Origin of the sequence: Arthrobacter sulfonylureivorans (assembly GCF_047607445.1) — a bacterium.
Taxonomy (GTDB): Bacteria; Actinomycetota; Actinomycetes; order Actinomycetales; family Micrococcaceae; genus Crystallibacter; species Crystallibacter sulfonylureivorans_A.
The window spans coordinates 51,007-77,150 of the sequence record NZ_JBLKRT010000010.1 but is presented as its reverse complement, the minus strand read 5'-3'; the positions used below and the strand labels follow the sequence as shown (position 1 = coordinate 77,150).

Below are 26,144 nucleotides of genomic sequence, written 5' to 3'. Positions count from 1 at the left end.
CCGGCCTAGAAGTCTAGGCCGGCGCGCGCCCGTTCGACCGTTGGCTGTGCCCAGAAGCGCATGTACTCGGCATTGCCGCAGAGCGACCGGGGCAGCACCTTGTCCACATAGATGGTGCCGGCCAGGTGGTCGGTTTCATGCTGCACGATCCTGGCCGGCCAGCCGGTGAAGGTTTCCCGCCGGTGGCTGCCGTCGGGAAGGTCGTAGTCCAGCTCGACGCTACGGTGCCGTTCCACTACGCCTTGGAATCCGGTGAAGGACAGGCACCCCTCGTAGAAGGCGGCCGTTTCCTCGCCGACGGCGCGGTAGGACGGATTGATGATCGAAAAGTAGGGGAGCGGGGTGCGTTGACGGGCTTCGGCCACCTCGGGGTCCGCGGCGTAGCTGTCTTCGAGAACCGCGATCCGCAGCGGCACCCCGATTTGCGGAGCGGCCAGTCCGACGCCCGGGGCAGCCTGCATGGTCCGGCGCATCAGCTCCAACAACGCGGCCAGGTCCGCAGCGTCCAACTGCCCGTCGAACACCGCTGCCTGGCGCCGCAGCATCGGGTCGCCGATTTGCAGGATGGGGGCAGGTTCGCCGGAGGCGGTCAGTGCATGAACCAGATCACGCAGTTGCTCGGCAGAGTAGTCGGTCACAGCTGTCAGTGTAGGCGCTGGCACGCCGCCGCAACCGCAGGCGCCGGCCGGCGGAGGCCGTCAGCCTCACTGGCCGGCGGCCTGGCAAGCTGCGGTGATGAAGCGGTACACCGCGCGGTCAAAATCATGGCCGCCATTGAGCCGCAGGACGCCGTGGCGGTTCCCGGCCGCGATGCTGACCGGAATCCGGGTGCCCAGCTTGTCCTCGGCCATGGCATGCGGATCGCAACGAGTCGGCACCACCTGCAGGCTCACGCGAGATGCCGCATCAGCTCCGGCCACGCGGAGGTTCCTGGGCCAGGCATGTTTGCTGTCCTCGTCCAGCAGGGTGGTGGTGCCAAAGGATTCAATGACCATCGACTCTTTCCCGCCCGTCGGTCGGACGTCTATGCCGACCACTGCGGAGCGGCTGCCTGGCAGCACTTTTAGTGTCTGGTCAATCCGCAGCGCTGCCACCGAACCTGCAGCCTGCGCGATGCAGTCCTCCGAGTGGTTCCGGGAGAGCACGTTGTGCGGATCGTTGGCCCGGACTTCAACGGTGCTCAGCCCTGACCGCTCGCCGTCCATGGTCGCCGTTATCCGGTGCCCCGCAGCCTCATCCGCCGCTTGACCGGGCGAACACTGGGCCGGCGGCAGCTCAGCCGGCAGGCTGACAGTTGAACCGGCCGAGACCTTGGTGCCGCCGATACGCGTGGGCTTCCAGTCCGCTGCTCCGTCATACAGCGGTGAATGCAGCGTGGCTGAGGTCACCAGCACGGGATCAGGGGAAATGTTCGTGATCAGCAGGTTGACCACACGGTCCGTGTAGTGCGCGCGGCCCTGGTCAACGGCGGCCGATACCGGATGGTTAGCCGGCGGGGTGGCGGGGGACAGACCCCCGGGGGCGCCGGTACATCCGGAGGTCAAGACTGCCGCCGTCAACAGCAACACCGAACACTTCCGATTCCTTCGGCTGCCGTGACCCATGGCACTAAGGTAGTACCAACTCCGGGGGACTTGTCCCTGCCAGCAGCGAAAGGGCAACTTGTGGACGAACGACTCATGCTCCTTGACACCGCCTCGCTGTATTTCCGGGCCTTCCACGCACTGCCTGATTCGATCAAGTCCAAGGACGGAACACCGGTGAACGCCGTCCGCGGGTTGCTCGACATCATCGCCCGGCTGGTCACCGACTACCGGCCCACCCACCTGGTGGCCTGCTGGGACAACGACTGGCGTCCCGCGTGGCGGGTCGAACTGATTCCGACCTATAAACGCCATCGCGTTGCCTCGACCGTGCCCGGCGGCGTCGATGTTGAAGAGACTCCGCCGGGGCTGGTAGCCCAATTGCCCCTGATCCGCGAGGTGCTGGACGCGCTCGGCCTCGCCGTCGTCGGAGCTGACCAGCATGAGGCCGACGACGTGATCGGCAGCCTTGCAGCCCAAGCCCACGTTCCCGTCGATATCGTGACCGGAGACCGGGACCTGTTCCAGCTGGTGGACGACGAGCGGGACGTCCGGGTGATCTACACGGCCCGGGGCATGAGCAACCTTGAAGTCCTGACCGATGTGTCCGTGGTGCGCAAGTACGGTGTGCTGCCCGTGCAATACGCGGATTTCGCCACGCTGCGCGGCGACACCTCCGACGGCCTGCCAGGGGTGCCCGGCATTGGCGACAAGACGGCGGCCGGACTGCTGAAGGACCATGGCAGCCTGGACGGAATAGTTTCCGCCGCCGCTGATCCGGAGGCTCCGATGTCCGCGCGGTTCCGGGCGAAGATTGCCGAATCCGCCGACTACCTCAAGGTTGCGCCCACGGTGGTCAACGTGGTCCGGGACCTGTTCCTCGGGAGCGTTGACGGCCGGCTGCGGGCGCCCGACGATGACCAGGCGGAACGGCTTGACGGGCTGGCGAACGAGCTGAACATCAGCGGACCGCTGGGCCGCGCCCGCAAGGCGTTGGCGACGGCCGGCGAGGCCTCCGGCTGAAAGGCCCCGGCGGCCTGCCGCGGGCTGACGTCGCGGGCGCCGCAGGCGGCTTAGGCAAGCCGCCTGGGTTGGCCGCCGTCCGGAACGGGCAGGAATGAAGAAGCTCCGGCGACCCGGCCACGGCTAGCATTACCGTCATGGATATCGTCACCTTCGGAGACCCCAAAGGTGACCCAGCCTCACAGATGGAGACACGATGAGTACGGCCACGACGACGGACTCGCAGCCGCGGGCGCATGCCGCAGACAGCCACGACATGATCACCGTGCAGGGTGCGCGGGTGAACAACCTCAAGGACATCAGCGTTGCGATCCCGAAACGGCGCTTGACCGTCTTTACCGGAGTCTCCGGCTCGGGCAAGAGCTCGCTGGTGTTCGCCACCATCGCCGCCGAGTCCCAGCGCATGATCAACGAGACCTACAGCGCCTTCGTGCAGGGCTTCATGCCCACACTGGCCCGGCCCGAGGTGGACGTGCTCGAAGGGTTGACCACGGCAATCATCGTTGACCAGGAGCGGCTGGGCGCCAACCCGCGTTCCACCGTCGGCACGGTGACGGACGCCAACGCGATGCTGCGGATTCTGTTCAGCCGGCTGGGGGACCCGCACATCGGCTCGCCCAACGCGTATTCCTTCAACGTTCCGTCGGTCAAGGCCAGCGGTGCCATCACCGTGGAACGCGGTGGCAAGACCAAGGCCGAAAAGGCCACCTTCCACCGGCTCGGCGGCATGTGCCCGCACTGTGAGGGGATGGGCTCGGTGAGTGACTTTGATCTTACCGCGCTCTACGACGACACCAAATCGCTGTCCGAGGGCGCGCTGACCGTGCCGGGCTACAGCATGGATGGCTGGTACGGCCGGATCTTCAGCGGCGCGGGCTTGCCCATGGATAAGCCCATCGGCAAGTACAACAAGAAGGAGCTGCACCAGCTGCTCTACGCCGAACCGACCAAAATCAAGGTGGAGGGCATCAACCTTACCTATGAGGGGCTGATCCCCAAGATCCAGAAGTCGATGCTCTCCAAGGACCGTGAGGCGATGCAGCCCCACGTCCGGGCCTTCGTGGACCGGGCGATCACGTTCGCCACCTGCCCCGACTGCGGCGGCACCCGGCTGGCCAAGGAAGCCTTGTCGTCAAAGATCAGGGGCAAGAACATCGCCGACCTCTGCTCGATGCAGATCACCGACCTGGCGGACTGGGTCCGGGCGCTGGATGAGCCTTCGGTCGCGCCGCTGGTCACCGGGTTGCAGCACCTGCTCGACTCGTTCACCGAAATTGGCCTCGGCTATCTGTCCCTCGACCGGCCCTCGGGCACCTTGTCCGGGGGAGAGGCGCAGCGCACCAAAATGATCCGGCATCTCGGGTCGTCCCTCACTGACGTGACCTATGTCTTCGACGAGCCCACCATTGGTTTGCACCCGCACGACATTGAGCGGATGAACCAGCTGCTGCTGCAACTGCGGGACAAGGGCAACACCGTGCTGGTCGTGGAGCACAAGCCGGAGGCCATCGCGATTGCGGATCACGCGGTCGACCTGGGCCCGCGGGCCGGCACCGCAGGCGGAGAAGTCGTGTTCGAAGGCAGCGTGGACGGGCTGCGCGCCAGCGACACGCTGACTGGCCGGCACCTCGACGACCGCGCGGCCCTCAAAGCAACCGTCCGCGAGGCCAGCGGCGCCCTGGAGGTCCGCGGCGCCACCACGAACAACCTGCAGGGCGTTGACGTCGACATCCCGCTCGGGATTCTCTGTGTCCTCACCGGGGTGGCCGGGTCAGGTAAAAGCTCGCTGATCAACGGCTCGGTTGCCCGCCGCGACGGCGTGGTGGTGGTCGATCAGGGCGCCATCCGGGGTTCCCGGCGCAGCAACCCGGCAACCTACACCGGCCTGCTTGAGCCGATCCGGAAGGCGTTTGCCAAGGCCAATGGCGTCAAGCCGGCCCTCTTCAGCTCAAATTCGGAGGGCGCCTGCCCGGTGTGCAACGGTGCCGGGGTGATCTACACCGAACTCGGCATCATGGAGACCGTCGAGTCGACCTGCGAGGAATGCGAAGGCAAGCGCTTCCAGTCGGCAGTGTTGGAGTACACGCTGGGGGAGAAGAACATTGCGGAAGTGCTCGCGATGTCAGTGACTGAGGCCGAGGAGTTCTTCGGTTCCGGTGAGGCGCGCACCCCGGCGGCGCATAAGATCCTGGACCGGCTGGCGGACGTTGGCCTCGGTTACCTCACCTTGGGCCAGCCGCTCACCACCTTGTCCGGCGGAGAACGGCAGCGGCTCAAGCTGGCCACTCAGATGGCGGAGAAGGGCGACATCTACATCCTCGACGAGCCGACCACCGGACTCCATCTGGCCGACGTCGAGCAATTGCTCGGTCTGCTGGACAGGCTGGTGGATTCCGGGAAATCCGTCATCGTCATCGAGCACCACCAAGCAGTCATGGCCCATGCAGACAGGATTATCGACCTGGGGCCGGGTGCCGGCAATGAGGGCGGACGAATCGTCTTCGAAGGCACCCCAGCCGAGCTGGTTGCCGACCGTTCCACCTTGACCGGCAAGCATCTGGCGGCCTACGTCGGAGCCTGACTTTGCCGCAGCCGCTTTGCTGATCCTGCGCCAGGCCCGCCGGTTTGGCGCAGGATTATGTCAACCTAGACAGGCGGCAGGCCGTACCAGCAGCGAGAGCACGGGAGTCCTGTACTTATCTGCAAGCTCAGAGCCTTACCTGGAGGCTGCGACACGGAGCTCGCACGATAGACACCTGATCGGGTGACGCACAGTTACTGCCGAGCGTGCATGGCAGGCGCACAGGTGCTGTGCAGTCAGCGTCATCGGCGAATTTATCCACGGGCAACTGTCAGCCAGACAAACATTGCCGGCATGGTGACTGCGCGGCCAGGTCTCGGCACAGACGCATGCCGCTGGCCCGATGCGGGCCGATTTGATGCCAAGGCGTCGTGCAGAGAAAGCCGCCCGCAGTTGGCCACCAACGAGGTTCACCAGCGCTGGATGATTCAGCTGCCAGACCACCTTTCAGGCTCCCCGCCCGGCCCAATTCGTAACGCCGATAATCCACATTATGTCAACTAACCGCGAGGCAAGGAATGAGTATCGCAGATGCCGCTGAGGTGGTTGGCGCCTGGCCCGCTCCCCGAATCAGTCCCGATCTATCCTGCTTGTTCCTGGAGCTGGGCTCTCCACCAACCCCGCTCCACCATCCTTTCCGGATGTTCCTCGAGCCACACCCGCTAACTTCGGCATGTCCTTTTGAGGCTAAACCTGCCAGCATCGTCGGTGGCCACGCTGTCTAAAACTGCCAACATCCTCGGCGGCGCTGTGTCGACGCAGCCCGCTGCTGGACGATGCGTTTCGGCCTGACGGCAAGTGCGGGTCACTTGCAGGTCGCTGACAGTGTCGATATGCGGCGCCCGTCGTCCGCCTCGACGGCCTGGCTAAGCAGACTGCTCTACACGTTCGGCGAGTTGACGAATGACCGTGCCCCAGCCGTCATGGAATCCCAGCTGCTCATGCTGGTCCCGGTCGGCGGTGTTGCGGTGCATGGCGGTGGCCGTGTACTCGGTCCCCTCCGGGTGATCTTTCATGGTGATGACAGCGGTCAGGAAGGACGCTTCCGCCGGCCGCCATCCGGAGACGAGCGCGTCGGTGAAGACAATCCGCTCGAGCTCATCGATGGCGAGGAAGCAGCCGGTGATGTGCGGGCCAAACGCACCGCCATCCTCGCTGATTTCGGTGCGGAAGGCGCCGCCCGGCCTGAGGTTCATCTCCCGCACGCGGCAGACCTGTGGTGCGGGAACCCACCATTGCTCGAAGCTTGCGGGATCGGCCCAGGCATTCCAGATGGCGGAACGTGGAGCCTTGATGATGCGAGAGACGGTTAGGTCCAGCTCGGGATGAAGAGATGTGGTCATGCCGATGCTTCCTTATCTTGAGGCGTCATCTTGAGACGTCGTAACGAACTGCTCGAGACGGTCGGTGCGGGATTCCCAGATGCGTCGCTGCTCACTCAGCCACGCTTCTATGTCCTCAAACGATTTCGGCTCGAGGGTGCACACGCGCACTCGGCCTGTTTTACGGGTCGTGATCCACCCAGTGTCCTGGAGGTAGCGGATGTGCTTCATGAACGACGGCAGAGCCATGTCAAACGGCGCCGCCAGCTCGCTGATGCTCGCTGGCCCAGCCCCCAGCCGGCCTAGTACCGCTCGCCGGGTGGGATCGGCCAGGGCGTGAAAGACGCCGTCGAGCTCCCCTGAATACTGAGCCATACGGCTAAGTTACCGTTTCCGCAATGCTAAGCGCAAGGGCTAAGTTTCTGCACTGGATGTCTGAACCGGATATTCCCGCCTGGACAACACCGCACAGCCCCGGATTGCTGTCTGGAGCACCGCCAGCACAAGCGTCGGAGGCTGCTGCGTTCACTGACGGCGTAGCAGCATCCGGATTAGCGTCGGCCTGGAGACCGTTCCATCTTCACAGCAGTCGTACGCAAGGACTTCCATGGACACCAATGGAATGGGCCCGGACCGTTCCTCTGACAACGATCCGATGGACACCTACTCGGAGACAGTTATGCGTGTTGCCCAAATCGTCACCCCGCATGTTGCTGCGATCGACGTGAGGAACGGGCCCGGCAACAGGATCCCGGCCGGCAGCGGCTCCGCCGTAGTCTTCACCGCGGACGGCTTTATGTTGACGAACGCCCATGTGGTCGCGGGCGCAAAAGCGGGTTCTGCCGCGTTCGCCGACGGTGAGGTTACGGAAATCGAGATTGTCGGCGCCGACCTCTTGTCCGACCTGGCAGTCATTCGAGGCCTGTCGAACACGCCTTCGCCCGCCGAGCTGGGTGACGCCGAGTCGCTGCGGGTGGGACAGCTGGTCATTGCCGTGGGTAACCCGCTGGGCTTGGCCGGATCGGTCACCGCAGGCGTTGTCAGCGGGCTTGGACGTTCGATTCCCACCCGGTCCCGTCGTGGCCGGCACGTGATCGAAGACGTGATTCAAACCGATGCAGCACTGAACCCCGTCAATTCAGGCGGCGCCCTCGCCGACAGCCATGGACGCGTGGTCGGGATCAATACCGCCGTCGCCGGTACCGGTTTGGGATTGGCAGTCCCGATCAATGCGACTACGCGGCGCATCATCTCCGCACTCATGAGCGGCGGCCGGGTTAGACGCGCTTACCTTGGCCTGGTGAGCACACCGGTACGCCTTCCGGTGCACATGGCCCTACGTTCGGGGCAGCGGGACGCGCTGAGAGTAGTGGAAGTCATTGCCGGCTCCCCCGCCGAACGTGCCGGGATCAAGCAAGGCGATCTCGTGGTGGACGCCGGCCGGCGCCACGTCTCCAGCGCGGAAAGCCTGCAGAAGTTGCTCTTTGCCGACGCCATCGGCGTACCGTTTCCGATGACAGTCCTCAGGTCCGGTGCCTTGGTGGATGTCATAGCTTTGCCCGAGGAAATGTCAGAGGGCCTCTAGCCGCGGACGCCGAGGCACCTGCGCGGCCGGTTCCGGGAGGCTGGAGCTGTCAGTAGCTGCCGTTCCACACGGCCATGGCGGTCAGGACGAATCCAGTCACCGCGCCGATGACGGCAAGCCAGCCGGCTATGAGCATCGTGAGGTGCCTGGAGTGGTCCTGTGTCAGCCGTTCGCCGTGGGGGTGCGAGAGCACGATGGAATCCGCGGCCAACAGGAAGACCACCAGTCCCACGAGAGCCACGCTCCACGCGAAAAATTCCAGCCAATGCACTAATGGACCAACCGGAGTAAACATACCTACGGTATACGCCCGCGATTCGTCGGCCACAAGGCCTAGGGCCCGACACCGGCCTCCGCCGCCACCGACAGGACCCGCCATGCCCTGCAGGCAAGAGACTAACCAGCGAAGATGGACGGTTGCCGCCCTGTCCACGGCATCGCCTGCTCCAGCTCAGCCGCCACCTGCAGCAGAAGGTCCTCGCCGCCCATGGGCGCCACGAGTTGCACGCCGATAGGGAGCCCCTCCCGGCTCTCCGCCAACGGCAGGCTGATGGCTGGATGTCCGGAAACATTAAAGACAGCAGTAAATGGCCCGTAATCAAAAAGCTTGCGCAGCCAGGCCCGAACGTCGCCCTCGGGGTCGTCGTAGTCGAGCGTGCCGTGGCGAAGCGGCAGTTGGGCGAGCGTCGGTGTGACCAAAAGGTCGTGGACCTCAAAGAACCGGTCAACTGCTGCCGTGATCCGCCGCTGGGCCTGGGTTGCAGCGTGTAGCGCGCCCGCGTCGGCTGCCGACGCCTCGACCAGCACCAGCCTCGAGACTGCTTCCAGCAGGGACGCGTCGACCGGCCGGGGAGCCGACAACATCGCACGGCCGGCGGCATAAATAGCCAACATTTCGCCCTCAACGATGTCTTCGCTGTCCAGTCTGGGCTTTCCCGGCACGAGGGAATGCCCGATCCACTCCAGCATCTCCGCAGCAGCCACTGCTGCGGCTGCCACTTGATGGTCGACGGCGGTGGCATTCCACGGCTCGGTGCTGATGCCTATCTTCAGTCGGCGGGGGGCGCGGGAGATGGCGGTGACATAGCGTCCGCTCCCCCACGCTGGCTCCCCCGGAAGGGACAGGCCCACGGCATCCAGCAGTTGCGCCGTGTCGCGGACGGATTTGGTCACCGCGAATTCGACGGCGGGTTCCTGCGCCGACGCACTCAGCGTCGCGGTGCGGGGTGTCCGGCCCCGGCTCGGTTTCAGGCCGATCACTCCGCAGCTAGCGGCCGGAATCCTGAGCGAGCCCGCACCGTCGTTGCCATGCGCCAGAGGGACCGCACCGGCAGCGACCAGTGCAGCAGCACCGCCGCTGGACCCTCCCACGCCCCTGTCCAGCGCCCACGGATTCCGTGTGATGCCGTACCGCCGAGATTCGGTGGCAAAGCTCGCTCCGGGGCAGTTGTTTGGCCCAGGGCCGCCAGTCCTGCCGAACGGAAGCCGGTCATCAACTGGTGGTCCTGGGTGGCAACGGCGCCTCGGATCGCCCGGCTGCCCAGGCTGAAGGGCATGCCGCGGGCAAAGGGAGAGCTGTCCTTGATGAGGAGAGGCACTCCCGCTAAGCAGCCGTCGGCGTCGTACTCCTGCGGCTCGTCGAGCAGCGGCAAGGTTAAGGCGTTGAGGTCCGGATTGACGGACTCGACTGCGGCGCGTGCGCACTCCACAATCTCATCGGCCGTTAGTTCGCCGCGGAGCATCAATTCCCGGAGTCCCACGGCGTCGAGCAGGGCGTACTCGTAAGGCTCCAGAGCTACTCCTGAAGGTGCATTGGCAACGGGCTATCAGGTCATCAGCCTACCGGTGTCGGTACCCGCCGCCGCAGCCGTTGCCACCGCGGACCCTGTTACCCGGCGTCGTAAGCGCGCTGGAGTTCGTCAATATCGATCTTCTTCATCTGAAGCATCGCTTCCATCGCGCGCTGGGCCTTTTGCGGATCCGGTCCGCCGATCAGCCGTGGCAGAGCCGAAGGAATGATTTGCCAGGACAATCCGTACTTGTCCTTGAGCCAACCGCATTGACTTTCGACGCCGCCGTCTGCGGTCAAGGCATCCCAGAGCCGGTCGACTTCGGCCTGGTCCTCACAGTCCACCTGCATCGACACGGCCTCGTTGAAGGTGAACTGCGCTCCCCCGTTCAGCGCAGTGAAAGACTGACCGTCCAGTTCGAACTCTACGGTTAAGACCTGCCCTTCCGTTCCGGGGCCGCTCTCGCCGTAATGCGTCACGTCGAGAATGTTCGAGTTCTTGAACAACTGGACGTAGAACTGCGCCGCTTCTTCGGCTTCACCGTCAAACCAGAGGCACGGTGTGATCTTCTGCATGATGGGCTCCTCCCCCTGTCCTGGACGTACCTCGCTGGACGCACCACTTGTGTTACGCGTACCAGAACCAACCGACCGGCGCCCACGAGTCGGGCACTTCGTGACCGCTGAAGGAACCGCATCTGCTGCAGCTGTAGCTAGCGGTTGCCGGTATCCGCTGGCCGCCCGGAAGCAGGCGCAACGGAGTGAATTCCTCGACGATGAGAAATTGGTCTGTGCCGCAGGATTGGCAGTCTGGCGCATTCGGGACGTCCGGGCTGGACTGGGCGGAACGCCCGCCGGTAGTCAACGTCATGTCGGCCTCCCGGTTCAGCCCGCGACGCCGGCCATGGCCAAGCCTGCCGCCGCCCCGCTGCCGGGCGGATCGATGACCCGCAGGCGGCAAGCCTCCCCAGCCGGGTCCACATAGCCGGGCAAATGCTCGCTCTGGCTGCAGTTGTGCAACTCCTCAAGTGCTGCAGCTTCAATGCGAGCGTGCTGCAGGTTGATGATGACGCCCAAACCGGAAGCCAACGCACTAGTGCGCCGGACCAGCGAGTAAAGCGCCACGATGTTTCGGGTTGTCACATGTCCGCGCACTTCAATCTGGGCGGATTCCCTGTCCATGTCCACACGAACGACCACACGCAATTTGGGATCCATAGTCAGTCCCCTCAAGAGTTCCCCATGGCCGCTCCTTGACCGAAGACCATCATAGGAGGGGGATGTGACGTGAGCAACAAAACCCATAGAATATTTCGGAATGGACGAAACGCGGGCCCCAAAGCCCACCGGCTGATGGCCCGCCCTCCGGAGGTGGCTGCCATGGGTGAGGCCGGTTCAGAGGCACAGCTAGTCGACACGGTGCAAGACGCCCTGCTCAACAGTGACGATCTGCAGGACTTCCTCGATCAACTCGCCGAGCACGCCGCCACGGCTATTGAAACAGGCGGCCACACTGCCTGTAGCGCGTTGGTGCTCCGCGGCCGCCAAGAACGCACGGTGTCTGCTGTAACCGGGCCGATCCTCTGGGCGGAATACCAGGCTGGTTACGACGACGGTCCCGGACTGAGTGCCCTGCGGACCGGAACCGCGGTACTGGTGCACGACGTCTCGGCGGAGACACGGTGGAATGCATTGATGGCGGACGCGTCGGCCGCCGGGATCGGCTCCATCCTGGCAGTACCGCTGCGCGTGGACGTCGGCGGCTTGGGCGCCGTCTTGTCCTTCTATGACCGCGAAGGGTACGGCTTCGACGACCGTTCTGTTGCTGCGGCCGCCAACTTTGCACGTATCGCGGCCAAACCCCTCCTGCTTGCGGAACGGCTGGACCGGATGGTCCAGCGAACCGCGCATCTGGTGGCGGCCCTGGAATCCCGCACCACCATCAACCTCGCCGCCGGCATCGTGATGGGTCAGAATTCGTGCAGCCAGCTTCAGGCCATGGAGATTCTGCGCCGTGCGTCAAACGCACGCAACGTCAAACTTCGAGACGTTGCTCAAGGCATCGTCGAGCCGCTGGCCGGCGCTGCGGCCACGCGCTTCGACGACTGACCGGCTATTGCCCGCTCATCGCACCAGCACCGCAATGCCGGTGGCTGCCGCGGCCCAGAGTACGCTCGCGAACGTGCCGAGGATGAATCGCTCGGCTGCCCCGGACTGGCCGAGCTCTGAGTACCGGCCCAAGCCCTTCACCGCCAGGACAACAGCCAGGCCTTCCGGCCAGTCGGCCAACAGCGTCGAAGCAATGGCTGTCCGCTCGAGCACTCCGATCCAGGCGCCTCCGCGCAGAACCGGAGACTCCTCCGGGTCGCTGTGGTTCTCCGGGTGGGAGGCGTTGAAGGACAACCGCAGGATGGTGACTGTGGCAGGGCCGCCGCCGATCGCGGCCGCCGCCACGCCCAAGGCATAGGCGACTGGCCCCAGCCCGCCCTGCCCCAGCACCGCCAGCAGCGCCGCGACCCCCAGCAGCAGCAGCGAGAGGCCGCTGGCAGCGTAGAGCCAGCGGTTACCCGCTCCCTGGAACCGCTCAAAGTACATTGGACCGGCCACGGCAGCAGCCACGCAGAGCACCACGAGTGCCACAGCGCTCATCGATCGGCTCCTTCCAGCAGTGCCAGTGCCACCGTTTGCCCCCGGCGCCACTCGTGCCAAAGTCCACTATGCAGCCTGCTTGAGACAGCTTGCTGCGTGATGCCCAGCCGTTCGGCGATTTGCTGCTGGGTGAGTCCTTGATCACTGAGCTCCCCGGCTTCGCGCGCCTCCTTACTGCGCTTGCGTGCCACGGATACCAGCAACTGCAGCACTGCTTCCGCATGCCCGGCTTCCGTTCGGGCACCAGAGACGGCGATGTTCCCCGGGGCGGTCTTGGCTGCGGTTACCGCTTCCCGCGCACGCTCGAACGCCTGACCCGAGCCTGCCCGCGTGGACTCCGGCAGCGGGTCATCCACGGTGCCGATGCCGATGCCGACGCTCCAGTTGTTGCTGGTGGCCAAATCCAACGCGATTCCCCCCGCCACCGAGGCGTCGGCAATGACTGCCTGCATCTCATCCCCGGCAGTGCGTTCGAACCTGCGGAGCAGCGGGCGGGCGGAATCGGAGTTCAGGACGTCAACTGCGTCCTCCACCAGATCCTCGCGGCTTCGGGACCGACGCTGGTCAACCGTCAGCACAAACATACAACCCTGCTTCCTTGTAATTATTCTCACAACTATGCAGGGTTGTGTAGAGGACCGCAAGCCGACGCCGCTATTCCCCCGGCTCGTGGCTGACGAGACCCACCAGGTTGCCTTCCGAATCACGGACAAAAGCCATCCATTCGTCCGTTCCGGCCGGCCCCAAGGCATCATCCTCATGCCGGAAGATCACGTGCGGCTCCTCGACTACCGTGATTCCGTGCCGGCGCAGTTCCTCCACCCGGTTCCTGACCGAATCCACCTGCAGGTACAACAGCGCCGCCGGCGCTCCAACCTCCAACAGCAGCCGGACGCCGTCGAGATCGAAGAACACCAACCCCGGCGGATTAAAGACGCCGGCTGGCGGATACCCGAATAATTCGGTGTAGAAAGCAGTTGCTCGGTCCAGGTCTTGCACGCCCAAAGCAACCTGCGCCAGCTTCATGCTTCCTCTCCCCTCGGTCGCTTCGGTTCCGCACTCTGGCCTAGCCGAATCGTACGCCCGCCCGCGGCCGATAGTCTGGAGTGGTGACTGAAACTTCCCCTCGGCTTCACGCTGGCCTGCCGCTGGCTGCAGGGTCGCTGGCCCTGGATCTGGCGGCCATCGTTCTGTTTGCGGCAGCCGGCCGAAACACGCATGAACACGGCCTTGCCGTCGTCGGCATTCTCCTGACCGCAGCCCCGTTCCTGATCGGGGCACTGATTGGCTGGGCGGTTGTGCGCGGCTGGCGCCGGCCGATCGCGCTCTGGCCCACCGGGGTTGCGGTCTGGCTGGCAGCAGTGGTCCTGGGTCTTGCCCTGCGGGGCCTGGCAGGAGGTGGGCTCGCAGTGTCGTTCCAGATCGTGACGTTCCTGGTGCTCGGCGCGCTGCTGCTGGGCTGGCGCGCGCTGGCGACACTGTTCATCAAACTACGCTTCCGTCGGCGGGTGGAATAACCTCGGTGATAGGAAAGATTCCGTTCCAGCAGAAAGGCAGTGCAGTGGCTACAGCATTCGTTCTCATCCGGACCGATGCAACCCGGATCCCGGAGTGCGCGCAGGAAATCTCCGAGATCGAGGGCATCAGCGAGGTCTACTCGGTCACCGGCGAATGGGACTTGATCGCTGTGGCCCGTGTAGCCAAGCACGACGACCTGGCCGACGTGATCGCCGACCGCCTCTCGAAGGTCAAGGGCGTACAGGCCACCACAACGCACATCGCCTTCCGTGCCTATTCAAAGCATGATCTGGATGCCGCTTTCTCGCTGGGATTCGAGTAGGGCAGCCAGCGGCGGAAGTGCCCCGGATGCCAGTTCATGGGAACTGGCACCCGGGGCACTTCGCTTTAAGCGGTCGGCCGCTTAACCTGCCGCCAGTAATCGGCAGCAGCAGTCATCAGCGCGTAGCATCGATCCAACGCTGCAAGGCCCCGGCCGCAGCACCGCTGTCGATGGCCGCGTTGGCGCGCGCCAAGCCGTCCGCCAGCCGTTCCAGCAGCGGTGCGTCCGCGGACATGTCATTGGCTACCAGCGCTGCCGCAGCATTCAGGACGACGGCGTCCCGCACCGGCCCCTTGTCGCCGGCCAGGACGCGGCGCACCACCTCGGCGTTCGCAGCCGCATCGCCGCCGCGCAGGTCGTCCAGTGTGGCCCGAGCGACGCCCAGGTCCAAGGGATCCAAGTCATACTGCGTGACGGCGCCGTCACGGACTTCCCACACCGATGAAGGACCCGTCGTGGTCAGCTCGTCCAGCCCGTCCCCGCCGCGGAATACCAGCGCGCGGATGCCGCGGGCAGCCAGCACGCCGGCAATCAGCGGCGCCAGCCGGGCGTCAGCAACGCCGATGGCGGCCGCCGTGGGGTTTGCCGGATTGGTCATCGGTCCCATGAAGTTGAAGGCCGTGGCCACTCCAAGTTCTCCGCGGACAGCGCCCGCGTAGCGCATGGACGGATGGAAGACCTGGGCAAAGCAGAAGGTGATGCCGGCGTCGACGGCTGTTTGCGCCACCCGCTCCACGGGGAGGTCAAGACGGACTCCCAGGGCTTCAATCACATCGGCTGAACCGGAGGACGACGACGCCGCCCGGTTCCCGTGCTTGACGATCCGGGCGCCGGCCCCAGCGCACACCAAGGCGGCCATGGAAGAAATGTTGACGGTGTTCTGCCGGTCTCCGCCCGTGCCGACAATGTCCAGCTTCTCGCCGGGAATGTCGATCGGCCGCGCGTTGCCGACCATGGCCTCCACCAGCCCTGTCAGTTCGTCGACGGTCTCGCCCTTCGCGCGCAACGCGACCAGGAAGCCCGCCATCTGCGCATCGGTGGCCGCGCCGGACATGATGGCATTCATCGCCCACTCCGTTTGAGCGGACGTAAGGTCCTGCCGCGAGATCAGGGCTGAAATCAGTTCCGGCCAGGTGGGTGTGTTCTGAGCGTTCGGTTCCGTCGTCACTTCACTAGGTTATCTACGTTTTGTAGAAACTTCCGGATTGTTAACTTCCGCGCCGTTCCGCGGAATACCGCGGGTTGGGAACCCAAACGCCGCGCCGCGCGTTCGGATGCATTGGTGAACTAGGCGGATTTATAGACATAATGGCCTTGTGACAACTGCAACCCACGCCCCCAGCACCCCGGCGCATCCAACGCTGAACCGCCCCAATCTGGTTTCTGTCGGAACCGTTGTGTGGCTCTCCAGCGAGCTGATGTTCTTTGCCGGTCTTTTCGCCATGTACTTCACCCTCCGCGCCACTTCCGGCGAGATGTGGGCGATTGAAACCGAAAAGTTGAACGTTCCATTCGCGCTGGCCAACACCATCGTCCTGGTGTCCAGCTCCTTCACCTGCCAGTACGGCGTCTTCGCCGCAGAGCGCCTGCAGGCCCGCCGCACCGGCGGTCTCCTCAATGTCGCCAGGTGGGGCATGGTCGAGTGGTTCCTCTTGACGTTCTTCCTCGGTGCCGTCTTCGTCTCCGTCCAGGCCTACGAATACGCGATGCTCGTCTCCGAGGGAGTCTCGCTGTCCTCCAACGCCTACGGGTCAGCGTTCTACATCACTACCGGCTTCCACGGCCTTCACGTCACTGGCGGGCTCATCGCCTTCCTGCTGATCATCGGCCGCGCCTATGTCGCTAAGAAGTTCGGTCACTTCGAAGCCACATCCGCCATCGTCACGTCGTACTACTGGCACTTCGTCGACGTCGTGTGGATCGCTCTCTTCATCATCATCTACTTCCTGAAGTAGACGGCCAGGGCCCGCATCGTGCAGGCTCACCCCGGCCGAACATCTACGCACACGCACCGCAGAGTTAGGAACCATCAAGTGAAGGCACTCTCCCAGAGGCGACGACACCCCCTGGCGGCCGTTGCCCTGTTGCTCTTGGGATTGCTGGTCACCGGCGGCTTGTACGCCGTTGCTGGCAATGTCAACGAGGCCAAGGCCCAGACCACCAACTTTTCCGCGCAGGACATCGAAGAGGGCGAAAAGCTCTTCGTGGCCAACTGCGCAACTTGTCACGGAATTGGTGCAGTCGGGGCCCCGGAGGGTGCACACGGCAACCAGGCAGGCCCGGCCCTGATCGGTGTTGGCGCTGCCGCTGTCGACTTCCAGGTGGGAACCGGCCGCATGCCGATGCAGATGTCCGGCCCGCAGGCGCAGGTCAAGCCGAACCAGTTCGACGAAGAGCAGACCAGGCAGCTGGCTGCGTACGTGGCATCCCTCGGCACAGGTCCGGCCATCCCGGACGAAGACATTCTCGATGTCTCCAAGGGAGATCCCGCCGCCGGCGGCGAGATCTTCCGCGTCAACTGCGCCATGTGCCACAACGCTTCCGCCGCTGGCGGCGCCCTGACACGCGGCAAGTTCGCCCCCGCCCTGGCCGGCGTCAGCGAAGCACACATTTACGAAGCCATGGCCACCGGCCCCCAGAACATGCCGGTGTTCAACGACGCGAACATCTCCCCCGAGGAGAAGCGCGATGTCATCGCCTTCCTGAAGACGATTGAAGAACAGGGCACCCCGGGTGGCTTCTCGCTCGGCTCGCTCGGTCCGGTATCCGAGGGCCTGCTGATGTGGACTGCCGGATTGGGTGTCGTCATTGCGTTCACCATCTGGCTGACCCAGCGGTCTTCATAACCTTCGCTTCCGGCGGCCTGCAAAGGCCGCCGCAGAAGCGTCACCAGTCATTATGTTTTTGAACTATTTACAGAAGGATGAGAGGGATCATGGGCGACCATAGTCACGGCAGTCCGAGCACCTCGGGCACCGTTGCTACGGCTGGTCAGAGCGACGTGGAGAAGTTTCAGGATCCTGGACTTCCCCCGCACCGCCCGCGCCGTGCCGACAAAGATCCCCGGGCGGAAAAGCGCGCCGAACGCCAGGTTGCGATACTCTTCGTAATCTCCATCATTGGCACCGTACTTTTCTTCGTCGGGTACTTTGGCATCCGTTTGGATGACACCATCGCAACGCTGCGTTTTCAGAACTTCACCTTGGGCATGGGCACGGCCTTCGCGATGCTGGGCATCGGCGTCGGCATTGTCCACTGGGCCAAGACCCTCATGCCTGACCACGAAATCGTGGAAGAGCGCCACGAGGTCCGCACCGAAGAGGACCGCCGGGACGCAGAACAAATCATCGGCCAGGTCCTCGACGAATCGGGCATCTCCCGCCGTCCGCTGATCCGCAACACGCTGATCGGCGCCGGTGTGCTGGCCATCCTGCCTGCCATCGGAATCTTCCGCGACCTCTCCAAGGACCTGAATCCGGACGTGCTGCGGCACACCATGTGGGATGCCGGCGTCCGTCTGACCCGCGACCCCAGCGGCACCCCGATCAAGGCCTCGGATGTCACCATCGGTTCCGCCTTCCACGTTATCCCGGAAGGGCTGAACGAAGCCGAGCACAAGCTTGAGGAGAAGGCCAAGGCCGTTGTCCTCTTGATGCGCCTGAACCCCGATGAGCTGCATGTCTCCCCCGGTCGTGAAGACTGGAACTACAACGGCATCGTTGCTTACTCGAAGATCTGCACCCACGTTGGATGCCCGGTGGCGCTGTACGAACAGCACACGCACCACCTGCTCTGCCCTTGCCACCAGTCGACCTTCGACCTGACGCAGGAATGCAAGGTGATCTTCGGCCCCGCCGCTCACGCCTTGCCCCAGCTTCCGATCAGCGTTGACGACGAGGGCTACCTGGTCGCGACCAGCGACTTCCATGAACCTGTTGGACCGAGCTACTGGGAGCGTGGCTAAGCATGAGCGCTTCAACTGATACTTACGCACCCAAGACGCGGGTCGGACGGATCACCAACTTCGTCGACACCCGCGTGGGCGGCTCCTCGATCGTCAAGGAATTCGGACGCAAGATCTTCCCGGACCACTGGTCCTTCATGTTCGGCGAAGTCGCGCTGTATTCGTTCGTCATCCTGCTGCTCTCCGGCACGTTCCTGACGTTCTTCTTTGACCCGTCGATGGCGGAGACGCACTACGACGGACCGTACGTCCCGCTCAAGGGCGTCGAGATGTCCGTCGCGTACCAGTCCACCTTGCAGATCTCCTTCGAGGTCCGCGGCGGTCTCTTCATGCGCCAGCTGCACCACTGGTCGGCACTGCTGTTCGTCGCCTCGGTATCCTTCCACATGCTGCGCGTCTTCTTCACCGGCGCTTTCCGCCGGCCGCGCGAGCTGAACTGGGTTGTCGGCTGCGTCCTGCTGATTCTGGCCCTGGCTGCCGGCTTCACCGGATACTCGCTGCCCGACGATCTGCTCTCCGGTAACGGCCTGCGCATTATCGACGGCGTGATCAAGGGAATTCCGCTCGTTGGTACCTACATCTCCCTGCTGCTCTTCGGCGGTGAGTTCCCGGGTACCGACATCGTGGGACGCCTCTACGTGCTCCACATCCTGCTGGTCCCGGCCCTCATCCTGCTGATGATCGCCATCCACTTGTTCATGGTCGTGGTGCACAAGCACACCCAGTACCCCGGCCCGGGCCGTACCGAGTCCAACGTCGTCGGTTTCCCGGTCGGCCCGGTCTACGCGGCCAAGGCAGGCGGCTTCTTCTTCGTAGTGTTCGGCATCCTGGCGGTCATTGCGGCCAACTTCCAGATCCTGGCGATCTGGGACTACGGACCCTACGACCCCTCCCCCGTCTCGGCCGGTACCCAGCCTGACTGGTACATCGGCTGGGTGGATGGCGCGCTGCGCCTGATGCCGGGTGTGGGCGAGTTCGTCATCTTCGGTCGGACCGTCTCGCTGAACGTGCTGCTCCCGGCTCTCGTGCCGGCCGGCATCCTGTTCACCCTGATGTTCGCTTGGCCGTGGATCGAACGCTGGGTCACCAAGGACAACCGCGAGCACCACATCCTGGACCGCCCGCGCAACGCCCCGTTCCGCACCGGCATCGGTGTTGCAGGCGTCGTGTTCTACTGTGTGATGTGGGCTGCTGCCAGCTCGGACCTGATCGCCACGCACTTCCACGTGTCGCTGAACGACGTGACCTACTGGCTGCGCGCGCTGTTCTTCCTGGGCCCGATCCTCGGCTTCATCATCACGCGTCGCATCTGCCTTGCACTGCAGCGCAAGGACCGCGAGATCGCACTGCATGGCCGGGAGACCGGACGCATCGTCCGCCTGCCGCACGGCGAGTTCATCGAGGTCCACGAGCCGCTGAACGACTACAAGCTGTACCGCCTGGTCAACTTCGAGTCGCCTGAGGTACTACCGGCTCAGCCGAACAAGGCCGGCCACATCAAGCGCACTGAAAAGCTGCGCGGTGCCCTGTCCCGGTTCTTCTTCGAGGATCGCGTGGCACCGGTAACCCCGGCCGAGCTGGAGGCTGCCCACAGCCACCATGCCGAGGTTGAGGCCCCTGCCGAAAAGGCGGAAGTCAGCGGCCGCTAAAGTACCGTCTGCATGAGAATGGCCCCGGACTGAGTCCGGGGCCATTCTTGTGTCTATGCCGGGAACGTTTTTCAGCACCTCCCCCATTGGCTGAAAGTACCGTGGCACGGCGTTCTAGGCCCCTCTGGGCCCCCTAATACCTCTTCACGTTGTAGGAACGCGGCGCGCGTCCACCAGGCCGTTGCAGCGGCACCCAGAGCTTGTAGCGGTCCGCCCTGTAGTACGAGATGGAAAAGTCCACCATCGTCTTGGACACGTAGGCATGCCGCTGGATTTTCAAGAGCGGCGAGCCGATGTCCACATTCAGCAGGCGGGCGATGGAGGGCTGCGCCGCGGTGGCCTCGATGGTGTCCTCGCCCCACTCCATGATCAGGCCATAGCGTTCGCTCAGAACGTTGTACAGCGACGACGGGGGGCCCTCGTCCAGGATGCCCGGCACCCGTTGGGCGGGGATGAAGTTTTCGTCCACGCTCATGGGCTCGGCATCGGCCAGCAGCTGACGGCGGAAACGCACCACCGGCTGGCCCTCCTCGATCTGGAGTTCGCGGGCAACCAGCGGCGTGGCGCCGATCTGCTCAAAGCTGAGCACCCGCGCGTCCGGGACCATCCCGCGGCGCTGCATCTCTTCCGTGTACGAGGTGAGCTTGACCTGCAGGTCCAGCTTGGGCTGGCGTACAAACGTCCCCAGGCCGACGATGCGCTCGAGTACCTGCTCGGCTACGAGCGAGTCGATTGCTTGCCGTACGGTCATCCTCGCAACGCCGAAGCGCTCGGTCAGATCCCGCTCCGATGGGAAGGCGCTGCCGGGTTCGCAGCGTTCCTGGGCATGACGGCGCAGGATGTCCCGCAGCTGAACATGCTTCGCAGTGCGAGAGGTAACGTCGATCTCGCCCTCGATCGCAGCCGAACTGATGGACATGCGGCCTCCTGCACAGGTGATGGGGTCGAAGCCATTCTATCCCGGTCTAGACCAGCCATGCGGCAGCGCGGGAGGATCCCGGGCATGCGAAAGGGCCCGGAACCAAGCGGTTCCGGGCCCTTCAGGTGGTGCTATGCGCCTAGTGGGCGTGATCTCCACGGCTGTACTCGTAGACCCATCCAATGATGGCTACGGTGGTGAGGCCGAGGGAAATGTAGACGATCCACCAGCCGACTGCCAGACCCATGAAGCCGGAAGCGGCCCCAAGGCCCAAGACCAGCGGCCACCAGCTCCACGGGCTGAACATGCCCTGTTCGCCGGCACCCTCATGGATTTCGGCGTCTACCCGGTCCTCGGGACGGGGTCCGACACGCCGAGCCGTGAACCAGAGGTAGCCGCCGATCATCAGCGACAGTCCGGCCGTCAACCACAGCGCCAGGTAACCGACTGGTTCGTGCCACTGACCCATGAAGCCGTAAACCGTGCCAACAATGGCGAAGAACGGCGCAAGCGCGATGAATAGCCAGGCTTCAATCTTCACAGTTATGCATCCTTCTGGTCAGCGGGACCGGCCAGCTGGGCCGCCGGCACCGGAGTCGTCGGGGTGTGCCGCGGTGCGAGCTCCGGGTGGTGCAGGTCCAGCGCCGGGCGCTCCGACCGGATCCGGGGCAGCGAGGTGAAGTTGTGCCGCGGCGGCGGGCAAGAGGTGGCCCACTCCAGCGAGGCACCGAAGCCCCAGGGGTCGTCAACTTCGACCTTCTTGCCGTTGCGCCAGGTGATGTACACGTTCCAGAAGAACGGGATCATCGAAGCGCCCAGCACGAACGAAGCGATGGTGGAGAACTGGTTCATTGCGGTGAACCCGTCTTCCGGCATGTAGTCCGCGTAGCGGCGGGGCATGCCCTCAACACCAAGCCAGTGCTGGATCAGGAAGGTGCCGTGGAAGCCGAGGAACAGCATCCAGAAGTGGATCTTGCCCAGGCGCTCGTTGAGCATCTTGCCGGTCCACTTGGGCCACCAGAAGTAGAAGCCTGCAAACATGGCGAACACAACGGTACCGAAGACCACGTAGTGGAAGTGCGCCACCACGAAGTAGGTGTCGGAGACGTGGAAGTCCAGCGGCGGCGAAGCCAGGATGATGCCGGTCAGGCCACCGAACAGGAAGGTAGCCAGGAAGCCCAGGCTCCACAGCATCGGTGTTTCGAACGTGATCGATCCGCGCCACATGGTGCCGATCCAGTTGAAGAACTTCACGCCGGTGGGGACCGCAATGAGCATGGTCATGAAGGCGAAGAACGGCAGCAGGACCGATCCGGTGACGTACATGTGGTGTGCCCACACCGTCACGGACAGGGCAGCAATCGCGATGGTCGCGTAGACCAGGCCCTTGTACCCGAAGATCGGTTTGCGGCTGAACACCGGGAAGATCTCGGACACGATGCCGAAGAACGGCAGGGCGATGATGTACACCTCGGGGTGGCCGAAGAACCAGAACAGGTGCTGCCAGAGGATGGCGCCGCCGTTTTCCGGGTTGAAGATATGTGCACCGAACCGTCGGTCAGCACCAAGCGCGAACAGGGCGGAGGCCAGCGGCGGGAACGCCATCATGACCAGGATGCCGGTGACCAGCGTGTTCCAGGTGAAGATCGGCATCCGCCACATGGTCAGGCCCGGGGCCCGCATGGTGATGATGGTGGTGATGAAGTTGACCGAGCCAAGGATCGTGCCGAAGCCGGACAGTGCCAGGCCGAACACCCATAGGTCTCCGCCCACGCCGGGCGAGAACGTGGTGTTGGACAACGGTGCGTAAGCGAACCAGCCGAAGGAGGCTGCGCCCTGCGGGGTGATGAAGCCGGCAACGGCGATGACGCTGCCGAACAGGAAGAACCAGAAGGCCAGCGCGTTCAATCGCGGGAAAGCAACGTCTGGGGCGCCGATCTGCAGCGGCATGATGACGTTGGCGAAGCCGGCGAACAGCGGGGTGGCGAACATCAGCAGCATCACCGTGCCGTGCATGGTGAAGAGCTGGTTGTACTGTTCCTTGGTCTGCAGGATCTGCATGCCCGGTTCGAACAGTTCAGCACGGATGACCAGGGCCATCACGCCGCCGAGGCAGAAGAAAATGAACGACGTGATCAGGTACATGTACCCGATGGTCTTGTGGTCCGTGGAGGTGATCCAGTTGACGACGATGCGCCCCTTGGACCGCGGGACGACGCGCGGAGCTACCGTGGTACCCCGGTCGTCAGCTGTGTATTCGTACGTTGACACTTGTGGCCCTCGCTCCTTTACTTCGACGCTTCAGCGTAGGGGTTGCGGTCGTACTCTTCGCCGATCTGGCCGTCCTTGAGCCGTGCCATCTGCGCCTCGAACTCAGCCTCGGAGACCACAGCGACGCGGAAGAGCATTTCGGAGTGGAATTCGCCGCAAAGCTCGGCGCACTTGCCGTCGTAGATACCCTCACGGGTCGGGGTGAAGTTCAGGTAGTTGGTCTTGCCCGGGACCATGTCCACCTTCTGAAGGAAGGCGGGAACCCAGAACGAATGGATGACGTCGCGGGAGTTGATCTCCAGCTCCACGCTCTTGTTCACCGGCAGGTACAGCGTCGGCAGGGTCTCCGGAACGCCGGTCTCACCGGTCAGGTGGGCCTGCACACCGGCAAAGTACTTGTCCTGCTTGACGTAGTTGAAGTCCCAAGCCCACTGCTTGCCGCGCACGTCGACGACGACGTCCGGGTTGTCCGTCCGGGTGGTGAGGTTGGTGGTGGTCTTGTCCGTGAAGTAGAAGAAGACCAACACCATAACGATCGGGACCGCGGTGTAGAAGATTTCGAGCGGCAGGTTGTAGCTGAGCTGGCGGGGGTAGCCGGTCTCGCCCTTGCGCCGGCGGTAGGCGATGATGCACCAGAGGATCAAGCCCCAGGTCAGGACACCAACAGCCAACGCGGCGATCCAACCATTAACCCACAAATCGATGATTTCCGGGGTGTGGTTGGTAACGTCCCGCTGCGTGGGCAACCAGCCCAGGCGGACTTCTTCTGAACATCCCGTCAACAACAACGCGCCAACTGCGCCCAGACCAGTGGCCTTGGCAATTCTGGCGCGTCGACTGCCGGTTCGAACCTGCGAACTCACAGACGGCCCTTCCTCTTTGTTTCGTGCAAGTGATGGGGCCATGGCAGAGCAAAGCCCTGGCCTCATATCCAGTTTTACTACTCACTGTAGAGCTTACCCGCACACATGACTTTCATGTGACAGGCTCCCCTGTGCGTCGGCCGCTGCTGCGGCCGGGGAACGCCCCCGCCAGCTGTTAGTGGAACGAGTCCCCGCAGGCGCAGGAGCCACCGGCGTTCGGATTGTCGATGGTGAATCCCTGCTTGGAGATGGTGTCCTCGAAGTCAATCGAGGCGCCGGACAGATAAGGAACGCTCATCTTGTCCACGACCACCTCAACGCCGTCGAAATCACGGACTGCGTCGCCGTCGAGCATCCGCTCGTCGAAGTACAGCTGGTAGATCAGGCCGGAGCATCCGCCGGGCTGGACCGCAACCCGCAGGCGCAGGTCGGTACGGCCTTCCTGTTCCAGGAGACTGCGCACCTTCCCCGCTGCCACATCGGTCAGAGCCACTTCATGCGTGGGCAGTTCTGCCGTTTCTTCAGCCGTGGTGGGGGCGGATGAGTTGGTCGTTGCGCTCATTGCACTTCCTTATCTATGACGGGCCGTCCGGTGACCTGCTGCTATTACTCAGTGGTGCGTCGGGCTACCGTTCCATCGTACGTCCCGACGCCCAAAATGGGATAACTTGGCCGGCCTCCAAGCCTTTTGCGGACTCCGCTTCAGATGCCGTGCTCGTTGACCCGGGCCAGCAGCAGCGCCTGGGCCAGGACGGCGTTGCGGAAGTCCCCCAGGTGCAGCGATTCGTTGGCCGAATGCGCCCGCGAATCGGGATCCTCCACACCGGTGATCAGGATCTGCGCCTGCGGATAGATCTCCGTCAGGTCAGCGATGAACGGGATCGATCCGCCCATGCCGGCCTCCACCGGCCGGGTGCCCCAGGCCTGTTCCAGCGCCCACAGCGCGGCCTGGGCCGCGGGTGCGGCGGTATCGGTGGCGAAAGCCTGGCCCCGCTCCCCCGGCACGAACGTGGCCTCGGCCCCGAACGGCGCATAGGCCGCCACGTGGGCTGCTACCGCATCCATCGCCTGATCCGGGTCCTGGCCCGGCGCGAGGCGCAGGCTGATCTTAGCCCGGGCCGCAGGGATCAGGGTGTTGGAAGCCAGCTCCACACTGGGAGCGTCAATTCCGATCACGGAGAGGGCCGGCTTGTTCCACAGCCGGTCGGCGATGCTGCCGGTACCGGCCAGCTGCACTGAGTCCAGCACCGAGGAATCGCGCCGGAAGTCCTCTTCCGGGTAGTCGACCGACGCGGGCGGAGCGGAGACCAGCCCGTCGATGGCGACAGCGCCGTCGTCGTCGTGGAATGTGGCAATCAGCCGCGCGAGCAGGGTGGGCGCATCCAGCAGCGGACCGCCGAACATGCCTGAATGGACGGCGTGTTCCAGGACGCGCAGTTCCACCGTGCCGTCGACGAGGCCGCGCAGGCTGGTGGTCAGGGCCGGAACACCGACCTTCCAGTTGCTGGAGTCGGCCACGATGATGGCGTCGGCCCGCAGCAGTTCGCGGTGGGTCTCGAGGAAAGAACGGAAGGTCGGCGAACCGGCTTCCTCCTCCCCCTCGAAGAAGAAGGTGATGCCGACGCCGAAGTCGTCGCCGAGGACCTCCAGCAGCGCCCGCAACGAGGCGAGGTGGACCATGATTCCGGCCTTGTCGTCGGCGGTGCCGCGACCGTAGAGCCGGCCGTCGATCTCCGTGGCCTTGAACGGCTCGGTCCGCCACAGCGCCGGATCCCCCGGCGGCTGCACATCGTGGTGCGCGTACAGCAGGACGGTCGGCTTGCCCGCTGCGGCCGGACGGCGCGCCACCACCGCAGGGCCGCCGTCAGAATCGCCGTTCGGCACACTGAGGATCTGCACGTCCTCCAGTCCGAGCTCGCGGACCAGGCCGGCTACGGCGTCGGCGCTGCGGACCAAATCCTGCGGATCGAAGGCCGCCCAGGCGATGCCGGGGATGGAGACCAGCTGCTCCAGCGAGGAAATGGTGCGCCCCATGTCGGAGTCGACCGCGGCGGCGAGTTGTTGTACGTTCACATTGGTCATAGCCGCCACCCTACCGCCCGCCCA

27 protein-coding genes and 1 pseudogene are annotated in these 26,144 nt (G+C 64.3%); 10 read left to right on the top strand and 18 right to left on the bottom strand.

What is annotated here, in order from left to right; all coding sequences use genetic code 11:
• Positions 1-5: 5 nt before the first annotated feature.
• Positions 6-638, bottom strand: a complete 633-nt coding sequence (locus ACMX2H_RS06875) for a peptide deformylase (protein ID WP_414959795.1) — start codon at positions 636-638, stop codon at positions 6-8.
• A 66-nt stretch (positions 639-704) separates the two neighbouring features.
• Entirely contained in the window at positions 705-1,568 is an 864-nt protein-coding gene (locus tag ACMX2H_RS06870; protein ID WP_414959794.1) for a hypothetical protein, read from the bottom strand.
• 111 nt (positions 1,569-1,679) lie between these two features.
• On the opposite strand from ACMX2H_RS06870, the gene ACMX2H_RS06865 reads away from it, so the two are divergent.
• Together ACMX2H_RS06865 and ACMX2H_RS06860 are read left to right on the top strand one after the other, a co-directional pair.
• Positions 1,680-2,606: a 5'-3' exonuclease gene (locus tag ACMX2H_RS06865; RefSeq protein ID WP_414959793.1), complete on the top strand. Its 927-nt coding sequence runs from the start codon at positions 1,680-1,682 to the stop codon at positions 2,604-2,606.
• Between the two features lie 196 nt (positions 2,607-2,802).
• Positions 2,803-5,187, top strand: a complete 2,385-nt coding sequence (locus ACMX2H_RS06860; RefSeq protein WP_414959792.1) for an ATP-binding cassette domain-containing protein — start codon at positions 2,803-2,805, stop codon at positions 5,185-5,187.
• 866 nt (positions 5,188-6,053) lie between these two features.
• On the opposite strand, the gene ACMX2H_RS06855 is transcribed toward ACMX2H_RS06860, so the two are convergent.
• Both ACMX2H_RS06855 and ACMX2H_RS06850 read right to left on the bottom strand, forming a co-directional pair.
• Entirely contained in the window at positions 6,054-6,530 is a 477-nt protein-coding gene (locus tag ACMX2H_RS06855) for an SRPBCC family protein (RefSeq protein WP_414959791.1), read from the bottom strand.
• A gap of 12 nt (positions 6,531-6,542) precedes the next feature.
• Complete coding sequence (locus ACMX2H_RS06850) at positions 6,543-6,884, bottom strand: ArsR/SmtB family transcription factor (protein ID WP_414959790.1); 342 nt, start codon at positions 6,882-6,884, stop codon at positions 6,543-6,545.
• A 232-nt stretch (positions 6,885-7,116) separates the two neighbouring features.
• Between ACMX2H_RS06850 and ACMX2H_RS06845 the strand changes: the two genes are divergently transcribed.
• Positions 7,117-8,094 (top strand): S1C family serine protease, encoded by a 978-nt coding sequence (locus tag ACMX2H_RS06845; protein ID WP_414959789.1) that lies wholly within the window; start codon positions 7,117-7,119, stop codon positions 8,092-8,094.
• Positions 8,095-8,143: 49 nt separating this feature from the next.
• Here the strand turns inward: ACMX2H_RS06845 and ACMX2H_RS06840 are convergent, their stop codons facing one another.
• The 4 genes and pseudogenes from ACMX2H_RS06840 to ACMX2H_RS06825 all read right to left on the bottom strand — a co-directional run bounded on the left by ACMX2H_RS06840 (position 8,144) and on the right by ACMX2H_RS06825 (position 11,101).
• The gene (locus ACMX2H_RS06840; RefSeq protein ID WP_414959788.1) at positions 8,144-8,389 is read right to left on the bottom strand and encodes a hypothetical protein; all 246 of its coding nucleotides are present in this window, start codon (positions 8,387-8,389) and stop codon (positions 8,144-8,146) included.
• Positions 8,390-8,490: 101 nt separating this feature from the next.
• A pseudogene (locus tag ACMX2H_RS06835) lies at positions 8,491-9,836 on the bottom strand (amidase).
• Between the two features lie 146 nt (positions 9,837-9,982).
• Positions 9,983-10,459, bottom strand: coding sequence for a VOC family protein (locus ACMX2H_RS06830; protein WP_414959787.1), 477 nt, complete (start codon positions 10,457-10,459; stop codon positions 9,983-9,985).
• Between the two features lie 309 nt (positions 10,460-10,768).
• Positions 10,769-11,101, bottom strand: coding sequence for a hypothetical protein (locus tag ACMX2H_RS06825; protein WP_414959786.1), 333 nt, complete (start codon positions 11,099-11,101; stop codon positions 10,769-10,771).
• Positions 11,102-11,263: 162 nt separating this feature from the next.
• On the opposite strand from ACMX2H_RS06825, the gene ACMX2H_RS06820 reads away from it, so the two are divergent.
• The gene (locus ACMX2H_RS06820; protein WP_414959785.1) at positions 11,264-11,992 is read left to right on the top strand and encodes a GAF and ANTAR domain-containing protein; all 729 of its coding nucleotides are present in this window, start codon (positions 11,264-11,266) and stop codon (positions 11,990-11,992) included.
• A gap of 15 nt (positions 11,993-12,007) precedes the next feature.
• Here the strand turns inward: ACMX2H_RS06820 and ACMX2H_RS06815 are convergent, their stop codons facing one another.
• The 3 genes from ACMX2H_RS06815 to ACMX2H_RS06805 form a co-directional block, all read right to left on the bottom strand.
• Positions 12,008-12,532 (bottom strand): hypothetical protein, encoded by a 525-nt coding sequence (locus ACMX2H_RS06815; RefSeq protein WP_414959784.1) that lies wholly within the window; start codon positions 12,530-12,532, stop codon positions 12,008-12,010.
• Entirely contained in the window at positions 12,529-13,116 is a 588-nt protein-coding gene (locus ACMX2H_RS06810) for a sigma factor-like helix-turn-helix DNA-binding protein (protein WP_414959783.1), read from the bottom strand. The genes ACMX2H_RS06815 and ACMX2H_RS06810 overlap by 4 nt, the downstream gene beginning before the upstream one ends.
• Before the next feature lie 70 nt (positions 13,117-13,186).
• Entirely contained in the window at positions 13,187-13,558 is a 372-nt protein-coding gene (locus ACMX2H_RS06805; protein ID WP_414959782.1) for a VOC family protein, read from the bottom strand.
• 83 nt (positions 13,559-13,641) lie between these two features.
• Between ACMX2H_RS06805 and ACMX2H_RS06800 the strand changes: the two genes are divergently transcribed.
• Complete coding sequence (locus ACMX2H_RS06800; protein ID WP_414959781.1) at positions 13,642-14,049, top strand: DUF3054 domain-containing protein; 408 nt, start codon at positions 13,642-13,644, stop codon at positions 14,047-14,049.
• 44 nt (positions 14,050-14,093) lie between these two features.
• On the top strand, positions 14,094-14,372 hold the full coding sequence (locus tag ACMX2H_RS06795) for an Lrp/AsnC family transcriptional regulator (RefSeq protein ID WP_136785310.1): 279 nt from the start codon (positions 14,094-14,096) through the stop codon (positions 14,370-14,372).
• Positions 14,373-14,487: 115 nt separating this feature from the next.
• Here ACMX2H_RS06795 and trpD read toward each other — a convergent pair whose 3' ends face one another.
• Complete coding sequence (gene trpD, locus ACMX2H_RS06790) at positions 14,488-15,540, bottom strand: anthranilate phosphoribosyltransferase (RefSeq protein WP_414959780.1); 1,053 nt, start codon at positions 15,538-15,540, stop codon at positions 14,488-14,490.
• A 148-nt stretch (positions 15,541-15,688) separates the two neighbouring features.
• On the opposite strand from trpD, the gene ctaE reads away from it, so the two are divergent.
• From ctaE to qcrB, 4 genes are all read left to right on the top strand, one after another.
• Entirely contained in the window at positions 15,689-16,327 is a 639-nt protein-coding gene (gene ctaE, locus ACMX2H_RS06785) for an aa3-type cytochrome oxidase subunit III (protein ID WP_414959779.1), read from the top strand.
• Between the two features lie 78 nt (positions 16,328-16,405).
• Positions 16,406-17,218, top strand: coding sequence for a cytochrome bc1 complex diheme cytochrome c subunit (gene qcrC, locus ACMX2H_RS06780; protein ID WP_136785313.1), 813 nt, complete (start codon positions 16,406-16,408; stop codon positions 17,216-17,218).
• Positions 17,219-17,307: 89 nt separating this feature from the next.
• Positions 17,308-18,336: a cytochrome bc1 complex Rieske iron-sulfur subunit gene (gene qcrA / locus ACMX2H_RS06775; protein ID WP_414959778.1), complete on the top strand. Its 1,029-nt coding sequence runs from the start codon at positions 17,308-17,310 to the stop codon at positions 18,334-18,336.
• 2 nt (positions 18,337-18,338) lie between these two features.
• On the top strand, positions 18,339-19,985 hold the full coding sequence (qcrB, locus tag ACMX2H_RS06770; RefSeq protein WP_414959777.1) for a cytochrome bc1 complex cytochrome b subunit: 1,647 nt from the start codon (positions 18,339-18,341) through the stop codon (positions 19,983-19,985).
• Between the two features lie 133 nt (positions 19,986-20,118).
• Here qcrB and ACMX2H_RS06765 read toward each other — a convergent pair whose 3' ends face one another.
• The 6 genes from ACMX2H_RS06765 to ACMX2H_RS06740 form a co-directional block, all read right to left on the bottom strand.
• On the bottom strand, positions 20,119-20,904 hold the full coding sequence (locus ACMX2H_RS06765; protein WP_414959776.1) for a GntR family transcriptional regulator: 786 nt from the start codon (positions 20,902-20,904) through the stop codon (positions 20,119-20,121).
• A gap of 139 nt (positions 20,905-21,043) precedes the next feature.
• Positions 21,044-21,445 carry a cytochrome c oxidase subunit 4 gene (locus ACMX2H_RS06760; RefSeq protein ID WP_414959775.1) on the bottom strand — a complete coding sequence of 134 codons (402 nt, stop codon included), beginning with the start codon at positions 21,443-21,445 and terminating at the stop codon, positions 21,044-21,046.
• Between the two features lie 2 nt (positions 21,446-21,447).
• Positions 21,448-23,175 carry an aa3-type cytochrome oxidase subunit I gene (gene ctaD, locus ACMX2H_RS06755; RefSeq protein ID WP_414959774.1) on the bottom strand — a complete coding sequence of 576 codons (1,728 nt, stop codon included), beginning with the start codon at positions 23,173-23,175 and terminating at the stop codon, positions 21,448-21,450.
• Positions 23,176-23,192: 17 nt separating this feature from the next.
• A complete protein-coding gene (gene ctaC / locus ACMX2H_RS06750) occupies positions 23,193-24,038 on the bottom strand; it encodes an aa3-type cytochrome oxidase subunit II (protein ID WP_414959773.1) in 846 nt (281 codons plus the stop codon).
• A gap of 175 nt (positions 24,039-24,213) precedes the next feature.
• A complete protein-coding gene (locus ACMX2H_RS06745) occupies positions 24,214-24,600 on the bottom strand; it encodes a HesB/IscA family protein (protein ID WP_136785319.1) in 387 nt (128 codons plus the stop codon).
• Positions 24,601-24,740: 140 nt separating this feature from the next.
• Positions 24,741-26,120, bottom strand: a complete 1,380-nt coding sequence (locus ACMX2H_RS06740) for a dipeptidase (RefSeq protein WP_414959772.1) — start codon at positions 26,118-26,120, stop codon at positions 24,741-24,743.
• Positions 26,121-26,144: the final 24 nt, after the last annotated feature.

Excerpts from the sequence above, each read along its gene's own strand:
- ACMX2H_RS06805 (WP_414959782.1), bottom strand. The coding sequence starts at position 13,558 with ATGAAGCTGGCGCAGGTTGCTTTGGGCGTGCAAGACCTGGACCGAGCA.
- ACMX2H_RS06765 (WP_414959776.1), bottom strand. The coding sequence starts at position 20,904 with ATGTCCATCAGTTCGGCTGCGATCGAGGGCGAGATCGACGTTACCTCT.
- ACMX2H_RS06860 (WP_414959792.1), top strand. The coding sequence starts at position 2,803 with ATGAGTACGGCCACGACGACGGACTCGCAGCCGCGGGCGCATGCCGCA.
- ACMX2H_RS06865 (WP_414959793.1), top strand. The coding sequence starts at position 1,680 with ATGCTCCTTGACACCGCCTCGCTGTATTTCCGGGCCTTCCACGCACTG.
- ACMX2H_RS06845 (WP_414959789.1), top strand. The coding sequence starts at position 7,117 with ATGGACACCAATGGAATGGGCCCGGACCGTTCCTCTGACAACGATCCG.
- ACMX2H_RS06810 (WP_414959783.1), bottom strand. The coding sequence starts at position 13,116 with ATGTTTGTGCTGACGGTTGACCAGCGTCGGTCCCGAAGCCGCGAGGAT.
- ACMX2H_RS06840 (WP_414959788.1), bottom strand. The coding sequence starts at position 8,389 with ATGTTTACTCCGGTTGGTCCATTAGTGCATTGGCTGGAATTTTTCGCG.
- ACMX2H_RS06745 (WP_136785319.1), bottom strand. The coding sequence starts at position 24,600 with ATGAGCGCAACGACCAACTCATCCGCCCCCACCACGGCTGAAGAAACG.
- ACMX2H_RS06815 (WP_414959784.1), bottom strand. The coding sequence starts at position 12,532 with ATGAGCGCTGTGGCACTCGTGGTGCTCTGCGTGGCTGCTGCCGTGGCC.
- ACMX2H_RS06850 (WP_414959790.1), bottom strand. The coding sequence starts at position 6,884 with ATGGCTCAGTATTCAGGGGAGCTCGACGGCGTCTTTCACGCCCTGGCC.
- ACMX2H_RS06820 (WP_414959785.1), top strand. The coding sequence starts at position 11,264 with ATGGGTGAGGCCGGTTCAGAGGCACAGCTAGTCGACACGGTGCAAGAC.
- ACMX2H_RS06825 (WP_414959786.1), bottom strand. The coding sequence starts at position 11,101 with ATGGATCCCAAATTGCGTGTGGTCGTTCGTGTGGACATGGACAGGGAA.
- qcrB (WP_414959777.1), top strand. The coding sequence starts at position 18,339 with ATGAGCGCTTCAACTGATACTTACGCACCCAAGACGCGGGTCGGACGG.
- qcrA (WP_414959778.1), top strand. The coding sequence starts at position 17,308 with ATGGGCGACCATAGTCACGGCAGTCCGAGCACCTCGGGCACCGTTGCT.
- ACMX2H_RS06740 (WP_414959772.1), bottom strand. The coding sequence starts at position 26,120 with ATGACCAATGTGAACGTACAACAACTCGCCGCCGCGGTCGACTCCGAC.
- ACMX2H_RS06855 (WP_414959791.1), bottom strand. The coding sequence starts at position 6,530 with ATGACCACATCTCTTCATCCCGAGCTGGACCTAACCGTCTCTCGCATC.
- ACMX2H_RS06830 (WP_414959787.1), bottom strand. The coding sequence starts at position 10,459 with ATGCAGAAGATCACACCGTGCCTCTGGTTTGACGGTGAAGCCGAAGAA.